We start from the raw sequence: 13,765 nt of genomic DNA, 5'->3' as shown, positions 1-13,765 counted from the left end.
GGTTAATGGATTGTTGGCAAGTTGTCAACTTAATAAACTCTTTCTCCGAATATTTTGGTGCCTACCCGCACCAGGGTTGTACCGTTTCGGAGAGCGATTTCATAATCGTGCGACATACCCATCGAGACTTCCTTAAAAGTCGGTTCTTCGGCGAAAAAAGCCTGTTTCCATTCATCGAACAAGTCTTTCAGGGTATGAAACTCGTGTGCTATCTGTTCCTCATCATCGGTGTTGGTCGCCATTCCCATCACACCGGCTATGCGGACGTGGTCCAGTTTTTTCCATTCACCTGCTTCCAGCATTTCCCGGCAAGCCTGGGGGGTGAATCCGTACTTGCTTTCTTCGCGTGCAATATGTATTTCGAGCAGACAGGGGATGACACGGTTATATTTTGCTGCCTGCTTGTTGATTTCCGCCAGCAGCTTATACGAGTCTACGGCTTGTATCAGGGCGATGTAAGGAGCGATATATTTCACCTTGTTGGTTTGCAGGTGCCCGATGAAATGCCATTCGATGTCATTGGGCAGTGTTTTCTGTTTTTCTGCCAGTTCTTGTTCCTTGCTTTCACCGAAGATGCGTTGCCCTGCTTCGTAGGCTTCGCGGATGGCTTCGGCGGGATGGAACTTGGATACCGCTACTAGCCGTACGCCGTCGGGCAGTTCGGCAAGCACGTTTCGTAAATTTGTCTGGATGTCCATAAATAGATACGTTTATTAGAGTTTGTACGTTTTTTAGTTTTTAAGCTGAAGTATGTCAAAACTGATAAACTTACAAACTCAAAAACTAAAAAACAGGACATTTATAGGTCGTTTTTATCTTTTGTCAGCATCGGGAAACTCTGGCTTCACGTCAGGCTCTGCCGAGTAAGGGTATACATCCATGATAGCAGTTTCGGCGATGGATGCGATGACGTAATCCGCCATAGTGCCTTTCATGCCTTCATCGAGTTTTTTCACGGCATCGCGCAGGTCGGCCGCTTGTACCAGCATGTTGGCAGATGTTTTCTTTTCCGCTCCGCTCTTTTCGTCAAGGGTGATAAAATAGAGCTTGCACTTGAACCAGCGGTCGGCGGCTTCTTCTTCAGAAGGGAAAAGTTCGCTGTAGTTTGCCCGCTTGATGTCGGCAACGGTAAATTCTCCACTGATGAACGGGGTTATTTCTTCGATGATGCGTGATTCGGCTTCTGTGAAGCTCAGCGCATCGACCAGATAGGGTTCTGTTACTTTCTTGTTCATGCCATTTTCTGCCACTTTCTCGTAGCGGATTTTGCATTCGAACCAATTATGCATCATAATTTATGTCTTTTTTCTGTTTTGAAGATGAATATATTTGTTTTCTTTTCGTGCAAAGGTACGCATAAATTTGATACGGCAATGCTTGGCGGGGTGTAAATTTATGGGTTGACGGAGTATCGGTTGGCAAGTTGACCAGGTTTTGGATAGCATTCAGAACCTTGTCAACCGATACCCTGTCGGCTGTGTTTAATCCCTCAGTTTACACCGGTTTTGTTGCATGAACTCCTGTATTATGTCGCAATAGTTCCCTTGAATGAGGATGTGGTGATTGCCCAGCGGATTTCTCAGGAAATACTCTACAGGCTTGCCCAGTTTTACCAGCAGTTGTGTGCGGCATAAAGAGATGATGTTGGTGTTTTCGGTCAGGTAGCCGGGCGACACATAATATTCGTCCAGACATTCGCTTCCACATTTGAATACGGTTACTTCTCCTTCGTGGAGGATGCCTTGTACAGCGATGCCCTTTTCGGTGTCGAAATGACTTCGGAGGATGAACCGTTCGGCCATTTTTGTACCGATGGTGTCGTGTGCCAACAATACTTCGTTCTTTTCAACATCGATGAACGATGGATTGGCGATGAAGCCCTGTTGTCCGGTTAGCACTTTCACCATCAGCAGAGTCATGATGGCTTGCAGGTCGCCTTCACTTCCGGCTGGTATGCCTTCATCATTCAAGAGTGCCACCGCCAGGCAGCCCGTACTTTTTAAATCCTGATACATCGAGAAACTGGAAAGGGTCACGGCATCCAGCTGGTATTTTTCGCATACTTGCTTGGTAGCATAATACAGGCGCATTTCCCGGAGCAGGTCTTCAGGGGTGGTGTCTTGGCAGGCTTGGGCTCTGTTGGCAAGTATCGAGGCTTCCACGCCTACTTCTTCATCGGTGATGCCGTAATAGAGCTTGTACACTTCTTCGGCCGGTATGTCAATAAAGTTTACTCCCCACCGGCGGTTGGTCAGCAGATAGTCGGCATGACTTGCCACTAGCCACGGGGCAGGTGTTCCTATCAGTCCGATGCGCTTTCCTTTCAGCTTGTGTTTGGCGGCAAAAGCCTGGTAATGAAACAATACTTGACGTACCATGTCGGATACTTTTCCGTAAATGATAGTCGCCCGCATGTCTTTTGTCCTTATCCAGGCTGCTATTTCGAGGGCTGCTGCCAGCGAATTGTTCTGTCCGTCGCTCAATATGGTGATGGGATAGGGGAATATGCTGAAGTTGCGGATTACGACATCTGCCACACATCCGTCGGCGATGAAAGGCATTTTGTAGGCTCCTGCCGGAATGTGGTCTACTTCGGTGTAGGGTACCAGATGGAGGGTGAAATGCTTCTCTAATGCCATGAAAAGTTCTTGATGGCACTTGTAAATTTGTTCCGCATGGTAGTCTTCAGATGTGAATATGAGCAAATATAAATCCATAATCGTTAAGTTAAAACAGAAGAGATTATTAACGTGGACGAATATAGGGCTTTTTCCTGATAAGCGGGCAAACGGGCAAGGGCTTTTTATGTTTTTTGATAGAGTTTAGTGTCCTTTTATTCGAGGACAGAAGTGAACTGCCTTTTTCTTTTTGAGGGGATACCTTTATCGTTTCAGTTGTCTTCATGGGCTGTAGCAACCAACTGAAATGCCTTATGAAGATATCTTCGTTTTGCACGCAGATAACTTCGTCTGGTGTAAGATTAATAATCTTCCGCTTGTAAGATTAATAATCTTGCAGCCTGAAGATTATTAATCTTACGGCGAATGATCCTTTATGTATAATGGGGCGGATACGGGTGTTCTTGTATTCAGTATTCAACCTCTTCCTGTCTAAAAAATAAAAAAACACGGTGTCTTTGTGTCTCTGTGTTCAAAAATAACTATCTTTGCGAGCACATTTAATAAAATTTGTATTTATGCCACATATATCCATCAGAGGAACAGAAATGCCCGAGTCGCCTATCCGGAAATTGGCGCCGTTGGCAGAAGCTGCGAAAGCGAGAGGAATCCACGTCTATCACCTGAACATTGGTCAGCCAGACCTTCCTACCCCGCGAGCGGCCCTTGATGCGATTCGCCATATCGACCGCACGGTGCTGGAGTATAGTCCGAGTCAGGGATATCGCAGCTATCGCGAGAAGCTGGTAGGCTATTACAAGAAATACGATATCCATTTGGATGCCGATGATATTATCGTCACCACAGGCGGGTCTGAAGCCGTATTGTTTGCTTTCCTGAGCTGTCTGAATCCGGGCGACGAAATCATTGTGCCCGAGCCGGCGTATGCCAATTACATGGCTTTTGCCATATCAGCAGGGGCGGTAATCCGTACGGTGACTACTACCATCGATGAAGGTTTTTCGTTGCCCAAGGTGGAGAAGTTCGAAGAGCTGATTAATGAACGGACCAAAGGCATTTTGATATGCAATCCCAATAATCCGACCGGTTATCTTTATACACGTCGCGAGATGAACCAAATTCGTGACCTGGTGAAGAAATACGATTTGTTTCTTTTTTCCGATGAAGTGTATCGCGAGTTTATCTATACCGGCTCTCCTTATATTTCTGCCTGTCACCTGGAGGGGATTGAGCAGAACGTGGTGCTGATAGACTCGGTGTCGAAACGCTATTCGGAGTGTGGCATCCGTATCGGTGCGTTGATTACGAAGAATGAAGAAGTGCGTAAGGCGGTGATGAAGTTCTGCCAGGCACGCTTGAGTCCTCCGCTCATCGGGCAGATAGCAGCCGAGGCTTCGCTCGACGAACCTGAAGAATATGCACGGGAAACGTACGATGAATACGTGGAACGCCGCAAATGTCTGATAGACGGGTTGAACCGCATACCGGGCGTATATTCTCCTATCCCGATGGGGGCATTCTATACCGTAGCAAAGCTTCCGGTGGATGATAGCGAGAAGTTCTGTGCATGGTGTCTGAGCGATTTCGATTACGAAGGCGAGACTGTGATGCTGGCTCCTGCTGCAGGGTTTTACACCACACCGGGGGCTGGAGTGAACGAGGTGCGTTTGGCATACGTCTTGAAGAAAGAAGACTTGCTCCGGGCGTTGTTTGTATTACGTAAGGCATTGGAGGCTTATCCCGGACGTGTAGACGACTAATCATGAACTGGAAGCTTTTCATAGCCCGCCGGATTTATCAGACCAAAGAAAAGGAAGGTGACCGGAATGTTTCGAAGCCTGCCGTACGCATTGCAATGGTGGGCATTGCCATCGGGCTTGCCGTGATGATTCTTTCGGTGGCAGTGGTTGTCGGCTTCAAGCATGAAGTGCGCGATAAGGTCATCGGGCTAGGGGCGGATATTCTGGTAACCAGTCTGGATGTAGTACAGTCGTATCAAGTCACTCCCGTGGTAGGTGACGATAGTCTGATATCGGCATTGGAAAAGATGCCGGGGGTAAAACATGTGCAGCGCTATGCCACCAAGCCGGGTATGATTATGACTTCCGATAATTTTCAGGGAATCGTATTGAAAGGTATCGGGCAAGAATATGACACGACGTTCCTCCACCGTCATTTGCAGGAAGGGCATATTCCCGCTTTTACCGATTCGGTTTCTTCCAATCAGGTGTTGGTTTCGAAAACGATAGCCGACCGTCTGGGGGTGAGAGTGGGAGACAAACTTTATACATATTATTTGGAAAACAATATTCGTGCCCGTCGGCTGACCGTAGCTGGTATCTATCAGACTAATTTTTCTTCATACGACGACCTTTTCCTGCTGACCGACCTTCGCACGGTGGAGCGGCTGAACAATTGGGAGCCTGGGCAGGTGGGTGGCTTGGAAATACAGGTGACCGATTATGACTTGCTGGATGAAACAAACGGGTATATACTGTCTTCACTCGATAAGAAGACCGACAAGTATGGAGGTCGTTATTATGCACAAACCATTGAAGAGGTATATCCGCAAATTTTCGCATGGCTCGACCTGCTTGACATCAACGTATGGGTTATTCTGGTCTTGATGGTTGGTGTGGCGGGTTTCACAATGATTTCAGGGTTGCTTATCATTATTCTGGAACGTACCAACATGATTGGTGTGCTGAAGGCATTGGGTGCAGACAATACTGCTATCCGTAAGGTTTTCCTTTCGTTTGCCGTGTTCCTTATCCGGAAAGGGATGTTGTGGGGAAATGTCATTGCCCTGACCTGTTGTGCCGTGCAGTATTTTTTCCGTCCTGTCAGGCTCGACCCTGCGGTATATTACATCGATGCCGTCCCTATAGAGTTGAATCTATGGATATGGTTGTTACTCAATGCCGGTACGCTGGTAGTATCGGTTCTGATGCTGGTGGGACCTTCTTACCTGATTAGCCGTATCCATCCGGCACGTTCCATCCGTTTCGAATAATATATATGGTGTACGGTAATTGTCTCATGGCATACAGATGACCCGGAAAGGCATAGAGAAACACAGAAGAGTAAATGAAAATCTGTGTCCGTATATGCCTTTCCGGGTCATTTGCCTGTTATGATGGTTGACATGTCTCCCAATCAATAAAGGTCTCTTGTTACGATGTCATCGCTCCAATGATGGTCCTTCGGGAAGGGTTGGCCGCTCCATGCTTTCTTGCTGGTCCAGTCTTGCGGAGCATCTGTCCAGAAGGCATCGCTTGCCGGAAGTCCCAGCGGAAGGAAGGCGAGCGAGGTCATATACAAGCTTCCGTTATTCGTGTACCAGTCGGCTACGTTAGGTTGGCGTCCGGTAAATCCGATGGTAAGGAATCCGCCTTCATTAAAGTTATCCCCATTGGCAAACATACGCTTCAGTACGGCAGTAAGTCCGCAACGCACTTGGGCTGGAGTGACACTGGCTGGTAATTCACGGTACCATGCCATCAGAGCCAAAGGTTGCATCGTAGCCATGCGGTAAGGGATAGAACGGCCGAAGACTGGGAAGGTTCCTTCGGGCGAGATAAACCGTTCCAGTACCAGGCTGTACTTTTGCGCACGCTTCAGTGCACGGCGGTAATACTTCGGATAGTCAAGGCGTGAATGTTTATTGGCGTCAATCAGTGCATCAAGGGTTTCGAGGTACATAGGGTGGAATACATAGCTGCTATAATAGTCGAAGGCGAATGAAGGTCCGTCGGCATACCAGCCGTCGCCTGTATACCATTCTTCTACCTTGCGGATGGCAGAATTGATGCGGTAGATATCAAAAGGTGCACCGGCCTTGGCGAGGAAACTCTCGATAGTAGCTGAGAAGAGCAGCCAGTTGGTATAAGGCGGGTCGATACGCCGAAGCTGGGTAAACTCTTCGATGTAACGTTTCTTTGTGGTTTCATCAAGTGGCATCCAAAGCTGGTCGAAGGCACGGAGGAAACTTTCTGCCACGTATGCGGCATCCACTAGCGGCTGACCTTCGTTGCGCCATAAGAGATAGTCGGGCGAATCAGGGTCGACTGCATGAACGTAGCTCTGCAATGCCCATTCACGCAACTGCTTGCGCATGGCTCCTTCTTCGGTCTCATCATCGGGCAGGGCAAGCCATGGGGCAATGCCTGCCATCAGGCGTCCGAAACATTCCATATAAGTGACTCGCTTGTCGCGTCCGTCCCAGGTAGGACTGACTTCCACTTGCATGTTTTTCTGCAGTTCTCCTTTTGCCATGTTGCTTAATACAGGAGCTGCCATGTCATAAGCCAGCTTACACCAGTAAGCACGGTCGGGCTGGCTTCCAGCTTCCAGATAGCGTACGTACTCGCATGCCGCCAGCAGGAAAGCTCCTACACCGAAATTGGCGGTAGACTTGGCATCGACCACCTGTCCGGGTATCGCCTTTTCACCAATGGGTTGCACGTAACCTACTGAACCGTCTTTTTGTAATGCGGTTTCTGATAGATACGTCCATGCCTTGCTAATGACAGGCATGTAGGTGGTTTCGTCCAGATAACCATGGTTTACTCCCCATAACAGTCCGTAGGTAAAGAAAGCTGTACCGCTGGTCTCAGGTCCGGGAGCATGTTCGGGATCCATCATGCTGCGTGTCCAGTATCCTTCGGGTTGTTGGATTGCTGCTACCGCCTGTGCCATCTTTTGGTATTTTTCTATAAAGAACCTGCGGTGTGCATAGTCGGCAGGTAAGTCCTTTAACACTTTCGCCAGTCCGGCCAATACCCATCCATCGCCCCGTGCCCAAAAGTCTTTTTTCCCGTTCAGGCTTTTATGTTTGGGATAGACGTATTTAGCATCGCGGTAATACAGGTTCTCTTCGGGGTCGAACATGATACTGTCTGAGTAGGTGATGTATTCGTACAGCTTGTCCAAGTACAGTGGGTTATGGGTCAGCTTGTAGAGTTTGGTCATGACGGGCATCACCATGTACAGTCCGTCGCTCCACCACCAGTAGTCATGCCGGGGGGTACTCATTTCATATTCCATTACCTCACGGGCGCGGCGTATCTTCCGGTCGTCTGGGTCGAGCTGGTATAGGTCGATGTAAGTTTGGAAACACACTTGCCAGTCGCCGAAGAGCACATACTCATCAGTCTCGCCATACGAATATTTCCATGTGGAGCGGTTGTTGCTTTTTGCTCCTTTCCATTCATTATGTGTAGCCCATGCTTCGGAATAAGCTCGATAAGCAGGGTTTCCGGTCAGGTAATAAGCTTCCATATTGCCAGTATGGTAGGCGGCATTGTCCCAAAAGGCACGTACTTCGGGCGGATTTTCCGCTTGCCAGTGCTGATTCACTTTGTCGATAATTTGGCGCACCTTCTCTGCCTCAGAGGGCTTGGCGAAAGCGCAAGTAAGGGGTAAGAGGGCGAGTAGGCATGCCCTAGCCAACAGGTAAAGTTTTTTCATGGGTCTTATTATTTTTATGGTTAGTGTTTGATTGAGGTATCGGTTGACAAGAAGACAAGGTCTTAAATGCTTGCTTGAAGTTTTTTACACTCGTCTGCTTGTCAACTTGTAGCCTGCGTTCATTCCAATTCCAGTACATATACCGGTGTAGGAGCCTGGTCGACGGTTTTCTCTCCATCACCCTGGTAAGTGACCTGTACGAAGAGATGCAATTGTTTCCGGCTTTTCCAAAGCTCAGTGTCCAGGCTTGGTTCCCAGGCTTCTACCGGAAAGTCGGTCAGGTCTTTCACTTGCCAGTCATCTTGCTTCAAATCATCGGTGTATGCCATTGAGACTTTGCTTCCTCTTTCTGCATCACGGAAAATAAAGTAAGCCTTGTTTCCGTCTACTACAATGCGCGGGCGTGAAACCGGAATCATCTTGGTTCCTCCACCTTTCAGGGAAAAGGCCAGCTTGCGATGCATCACTTCACGCATGTTCCAGCGGGTACCGTCGTTCCATACCACTCGGTATTGCGGTACTTCCGAGGTGGCATCACGCCAATAAGTGACGATGTAAGGATGTCCTTCGGCATCGGTACACATGCTGGTCTGGTTTATCAGTTCACTGTGCTGAGGAATATGCCAGGCACATTCGGCATTTGATTCGCGGATGGGTAGGGTATATGCATCTCCTGTCGACTTGTACCAGGTTTTTCCTTTGTCGGGCGAATAGGCATAACACAGGTCATGGTTGGTTTCTACCATCCAGGTTTCGCGCCATACCCACGAGAGGTGTATTGTGCCTTTCGTATCTACATAGAGTTGCCAGTAAGCATTACGCTTGCCTTCACCGTCAATCAGGACATCCTGTATCCGTTCCCACCGGCGTGTCGTCACGTCGTATAGGTTCATGATAAGATTGCCTCGTCCCGATGCTCCGGAGCGATAGACGAATATCAAGTTCCCATCGGGCATACGGTAAAACTCCGGATAAGTCACGTCTTGTTCATCCGTACCCGTCATGGATTCCTTGTCACCTAGTTCCAGCGAGCCGGGTTTTATGCTTCGGCAATAATTGAGCGGATGCCCGTGATGGTCGAAGGCTACATGCAGGTATCCTTTTCCGTCCACCATCAGGCTGATGATGTTGTGTGCGTCTTCCACATTTCCCTTATATTGGGAACGGTGCAAAGTCCATTCGGTATCACCCAGTGTACGTTTGCCCAGCATCAGGTATCCGTCGGGGGCGTAATAGGCGATGTATTGCGTATTGCCTTGGGTCACCAGCGAATTGTTGCGGAACACCGTGGTGTTGACCGATGTATTGCTATATCCTTCGCCTACCCTCACCAACTGCTGGGCACAGATGGTGCTGGAGACGAAAAGAAGTATCCACAAAATGAATGTTTGCTGTTTCATGATTTCATTTACATTTACCATTATTTCTCGGTTCCCATCGGGATACGGATGACGTTCAGCGAGTATGCTGGCATTTGGTATGCGAATGCATTGTTTACCTCCAGCGTACTTTCTGTAGGTTTTGCCTGTTTGTCATCAGGCTTGCCTGAAAGCATGTACAAGGTTGCCGTTTTTCCATCAATACCTGCCGGAAGGTTTACTTGGGTATTTACCGCTACAGGCAAGAGGTTGACTAGCTTCACGATGATATCTCCTGTGCGGCTATCACGTACTACCGATGAGGCGATGCGTTTATTCACATCAGCGCGTGGATTATCTGTACGGTTTTCCGAAGGCAAGTAACTGTCGCCTGTATGTTGTCCGTAAAGCAGCTGGGTATAATAGCCCACCGTAGGCTTCACTTCCTGGTTGTTGAAGTAAATCAGGTCAGGGTTCCATTGGGTGTGTCCTTCCTTTGCCAGCAGCGGAGCGTATGATGACATCTGTACTACATCGCCGTTCCGTTCTACCGAAGTGAGGTAAAGCGCTTCGGCAAGTGCTGTCTCGATGTTGTTGGGACGTCCCGGCAAGTGCGCGGCATACTCTCCCAGATAGACTTTCGGTTTCGAGCGGTCGTAGCGGTCGTAAAAGTCCTGGTTGTTGATAAACCATCCTGGTGTGTTGTAGTAATGTTCGTCCACCATCGGCACGTTGAGGCGAGTGGCAAGTTCCCAGCCTTCCTCATAGTCAGATCCTTCGTAGAATGGTCCTACCGTACCGATGACGGTCACTTCGGGATATTGTTTCTTTACAGCTTCGTATATCATCGTAAAGCGTTCCTCGAATATGTCGGTTATCAGGTCTTCGTTGCCGATGCCGATGTATTTCAGGTTGAACGGTTCGGGATGTCCGGCTTCGGCACGCATTTTTGCCCACTTGTTGGTTTGGGGATCACCGTTAGCATATTCAATCAGGTCAAGTATGTCTTGCACGTAGGCATCCATTTCTTCCATCGGGATACCTCCTTGCTGGCCTCCGCTCAAGAGCTTGCCCGGGATACATGCCGAGTTCTGGCAGGGTACGCCGGCAGCTACTACCGGAACGGGTTCGGCTCCCATATCCTCGCAGAACTGGAAATATTCGAAATAACCCAGTCCGCGTGTCTGGTGATAACCCCATAAGTTGCGCAGAGGCTTGCGGGCTTCCAGCGGACCGATAGAACCTTTCCAGTCGTAAATGTTGGCAATACCGTTTCCATGAGCTACACATCCACCCGGAAAACGTACGAAACGTGGATGAAGGTCGGCTATAGCCTGTGCCAGGTCGGCACGAAGCCCGTTTGTATGCCCGTGGAACGTGTGCTGTGGGAAGAGCGAAATCATGTCCAGTTCATACGTACCGGCTTGCTGGGGTATCAGTGCCAGTGAGCCTGCATTGACATCTGCGTTCACCTTCAGCACTGCCTGTTGCTTCTTCCAGTTTGCCGAGGTGATTTTCACCGAAGTCCTTGCTACTTCTTTTCCGTCCTTATCCAGTAGCAGCACATGTATTTTGCCTCCCTTTTTGCCTGCCGATATCCGTCCGAACAAAGAGAAGTCGTATTTTTCACTTTTCTTTAATACAATGCCGTCGTAGCCTGTGTTTTTCAGCATTACTCCCGGCTGGTGTATGTCGAGTATGGCATAATGAGGATTGTTGGCGTGTATCGGTTCGGTACCGGCTTCTACTGTAAATTTTCCACCATCACCCTCCAGGGTCCAGGCATACGCTCCGTTCCATTCTTTCCGGTCAGCAGACGAATATTCGAAGTCCCGGTTCTGTATCAGCTCGGCATAAAGTCCTCCATCGGCTCCATAGTTGATGTCCTCAAAAAATACACCTATTAATTTATCGCTGATGGGGCGTGCCTTGTCAGGATGTACATCTACTTGCAGGTTCACTTCTTTCAGTCCTGCAAAGCGTTCGGCATCTTGTACAGTCTGCTCACCTTCCATTCTTGCTTTATTGGCACGATAGCTTGCAAACCGAATCAGGTGATCCACTTCCGTCCAGGCGGCTTTCTGCACATATCCTTGTTGCAGGGTACCTTCTACCCATACACTTGCAGGTTGCTCATGGCCGGCAGGAGTAAATTCCGGTTTTATTTGTCTTTCGTTCCCTTTTAGGAAATACGTCTGGCGTTTCCAGTCGGTCAGGTCGGCAGATGCTGCATGTGCCAGTTCTTTTCCCTCTTCATTCAATTGCCATACGCAATGCCATTTGCCGTCTGTTCCCCGCATGAGATGTGGGCGAATCATTCTTTTTTCCGAGCCCCATGCTCCATAGTCGCTCTTTACATAGCCATAACCGTCGCCCACGCTGTACCAGCGTTCAGTATCCCGGCTCCACGCCAGTTTCAGTCCGCTACGTCCGGCATCAGAGGCTGTAGCATACGAGAAAATATAAACCGAGTCAAGCCGGTTTGCTACGTCTTGTGCATAAGACATATCCGGCAAAAAGCATAACGCTGCCCCTAAAGCACCCCAGTGTTTCCATTTCATGTTACCAAAAGTTTAAATTGTTTGACAGGTCTTTTCCTGCGAAGATACGGTTATTCCGGCAGAATTCCTAAGAAGCTGTTTTGAATTTCTCCAAAAAGTTTTTCTTGGCTTGATGTATCCGTTTTCGTGTGTGCTTTGGGCGATTTTTTGGTCCTTTTCGCTCCTGTTTTTCGTCAGATAGCCCGCTATCTTCCTCATCACAGAAGCGAAAATGCCTCAAAAACTCATCCCAAATCATCGCACGATAAATTCAAAACAGCTTCTAAGTAAACAGGCAAAAACTTGTCATTTGCCAAATACGTCCAATGTCCACTCTTTGCGCCAGGGAATCGTAACCTTTCCGTCCTTGAATACAATTGGAAGCCATACATAGCGCGAGTTGCGCAGATCCGTTTTGTTCCACCGGTCGAACATCGCGATATAAGCATCTTTCTTGCCGGCTACTGGCATTACGAATGTACTTTGGGCATAAAATGTCTTTTCGGCGTCCGGTCCTGTACACGGATTACCGATGGTTTTCCATTCACCCATAATGGAGTCCGCTACGGCTATTTCTGCTACATTCGGGTCCCAACCTGTACATCCCGATGTAATCAGATAATATTTTCCATCGCGCTTGAATACAGCCGGAGCCTCGCGCGACATGCCGATAAAGTTACGTGTAAAACGTCCCGAAGGTTTCAGATAATCATCGGTAAGGAGGCTGATATACATCGTTGCGTTGTTTTCCGAAGAATAAAACTGATAGGCACGTCCGTCATCGTCTACAAACACGGTCTGGTCGCGGCTCATCGCATCGTTGGGGCGGAAACTGCCTAAATAAGTAAATGTTCCCGTAGGCGAATCGGATACTGCTACACCGGCACTTGCCTTGCCATAGTCGGCACTGTCTACGTGCATCCACATCACAAACTTTCCCGTCTTTCGGTTATAGATAACCTTCGGGCGTTCCAATACCTTCGATGGATGCAGGTCGTGGTTAGGGTCATCTTTTACCGAAGGCAGTACGATACCCTCGAATTTCCAGTTCATCAGGTCTTTCGATGAATAACATCCCACTCCTGTCACATCCGTACGGTAGCATTCCCACGTAGCTCCTTCGGGCAAAATGGTCTTTCCTTTCTTATATTCTCCATACCAATAGTATGTACCGTTGTGGTAAAGAATGCCTCCACCGTGTGCATTGATATAGTTTCCTTCCGTATCGTTCCATACTTCTCCAGGACGGAACTCTGTGTATTGTGCTTTACCCACCAGTGGGAAAGCCAAGAATAAGCTTATGATTCCAGCAATCAAAAATGTTTTTTTCATGGTCGTATGTTTTTTATAAAAAAATGTCACACAAAGATAGGTTTTCCCATTGAGAAAGTAAGGCAAAAAAATAAGCAAAAAAGATGGAAAAATCTGCAATCTGTATTTTTTGCCCCTGAATGTTCCATTAGAATGCGCAAATACATGGCGTGAGAATATCCGTAGGTGTAAACAGTCTCCAGGAAATGCTTCTTGGTAATTCCTGATTAGTCTGATTGCGTACATTCAGAAACTGTTTCGAATTTATTGTCCAAAGCGCATACGAAAACGAACACATCAAGCCAAGAAAAACTTTTTGTAGAAATTAAAAGCTGTTTCTAAAATATTCTCACTATTTTTGTGCTATACCAATAAGCCATACGATATGAAATACCCGATAGGCATCCAGAGCTTTGCACAGATAAGAGAGGACCACTACACGTATGTA

At 48.0% G+C, this 13,765-nt stretch carries 10 protein-coding genes; 2 read left to right on the top strand and 8 right to left on the bottom strand.

The genetic code is table 11. The annotated features are described in order from the left end of the window. Nucleotides 1-29 precede the first annotated feature (29 nt). The 3 genes from B5F71_RS01495 to B5F71_RS01485 all read right to left on the bottom strand — a co-directional run bounded on the left by B5F71_RS01495 (nucleotide 30) and on the right by B5F71_RS01485 (nucleotide 2,717). A complete protein-coding gene (locus B5F71_RS01495; protein ID WP_022040200.1) occupies nucleotides 30-698 on the bottom strand; it encodes a YggS family pyridoxal phosphate-dependent enzyme in 669 nt (222 codons plus the stop codon). Nucleotides 699-812: 114 nt separating this feature from the next. Next, complete coding sequence (locus tag B5F71_RS01490) at nucleotides 813-1,295, bottom strand: DUF4494 domain-containing protein (RefSeq protein ID WP_087207283.1); 483 nt, start codon at nucleotides 1,293-1,295, stop codon at nucleotides 813-815. A gap of 186 nt (nucleotides 1,296-1,481) precedes the next feature. After that, a complete protein-coding gene (locus B5F71_RS01485; protein ID WP_087207280.1) occupies nucleotides 1,482-2,717 on the bottom strand; it encodes a fucose isomerase in 1,236 nt (411 codons plus the stop codon). Between the two features lie 479 nt (nucleotides 2,718-3,196). Here B5F71_RS01485 and B5F71_RS01480 point away from each other — a divergent pair, with 479 nt between their 5' ends. Together B5F71_RS01480 and B5F71_RS01475 are read left to right on the top strand one after the other, a co-directional pair. After that, on the top strand, nucleotides 3,197-4,399 hold the full coding sequence (locus B5F71_RS01480; protein WP_022040203.1) for a pyridoxal phosphate-dependent aminotransferase: 1,203 nt from the start codon (nucleotides 3,197-3,199) through the stop codon (nucleotides 4,397-4,399). Nucleotides 4,400-4,401: 2 nt separating this feature from the next. Further along, nucleotides 4,402-5,652 carry an ABC transporter permease gene (locus tag B5F71_RS01475; RefSeq protein WP_087207278.1) on the top strand — a complete coding sequence of 417 codons (1,251 nt, stop codon included), beginning with the start codon at nucleotides 4,402-4,404 and terminating at the stop codon, nucleotides 5,650-5,652. A 143-nt stretch (nucleotides 5,653-5,795) separates the two neighbouring features. Here the strand turns inward: B5F71_RS01475 and B5F71_RS01470 are convergent, their stop codons facing one another. From B5F71_RS01470 to B5F71_RS01450, 5 genes are all read right to left on the bottom strand, one after another. Then, entirely contained in the window at nucleotides 5,796-8,108 is a 2,313-nt protein-coding gene (locus B5F71_RS01470; protein WP_143269832.1) for a DUF2264 domain-containing protein, read from the bottom strand. Between the two features lie 119 nt (nucleotides 8,109-8,227). Further along, nucleotides 8,228-9,508, bottom strand: coding sequence for a BNR repeat-containing protein (locus B5F71_RS01465; RefSeq protein ID WP_087207370.1), 1,281 nt, complete (start codon nucleotides 9,506-9,508; stop codon nucleotides 8,228-8,230). 20 nt (nucleotides 9,509-9,528) lie between these two features. Continuing rightward, the gene (locus B5F71_RS01460) at nucleotides 9,529-11,973 is read right to left on the bottom strand and encodes an alpha-L-arabinofuranosidase C-terminal domain-containing protein (RefSeq protein WP_241148530.1); all 2,445 of its coding nucleotides are present in this window, start codon (nucleotides 11,971-11,973) and stop codon (nucleotides 9,529-9,531) included. A 121-nt stretch (nucleotides 11,974-12,094) separates the two neighbouring features. Beyond that, entirely contained in the window at nucleotides 12,095-12,265 is a 171-nt protein-coding gene (locus B5F71_RS01455; protein WP_158098020.1) for a hypothetical protein, read from the bottom strand. Nucleotides 12,266-12,312: 47 nt separating this feature from the next. Continuing rightward, nucleotides 12,313-13,338: a glycoside hydrolase family 43 protein gene (locus B5F71_RS01450; protein ID WP_087207272.1), complete on the bottom strand. Its 1,026-nt coding sequence runs from the start codon at nucleotides 13,336-13,338 to the stop codon at nucleotides 12,313-12,315. Nucleotides 13,339-13,765: the final 427 nt, after the last annotated feature.

It is taken from the genome of Bacteroides sp. An269 (assembly GCF_002159755.1).
Classification (GTDB): domain Bacteria; phylum Bacteroidota; class Bacteroidia; order Bacteroidales; family Bacteroidaceae; genus Phocaeicola; species Phocaeicola intestinalis.
The sequence above is the reverse complement of the archived record's forward strand: the minus strand, read 5'-3'. Positions and strand labels throughout refer to the sequence as shown.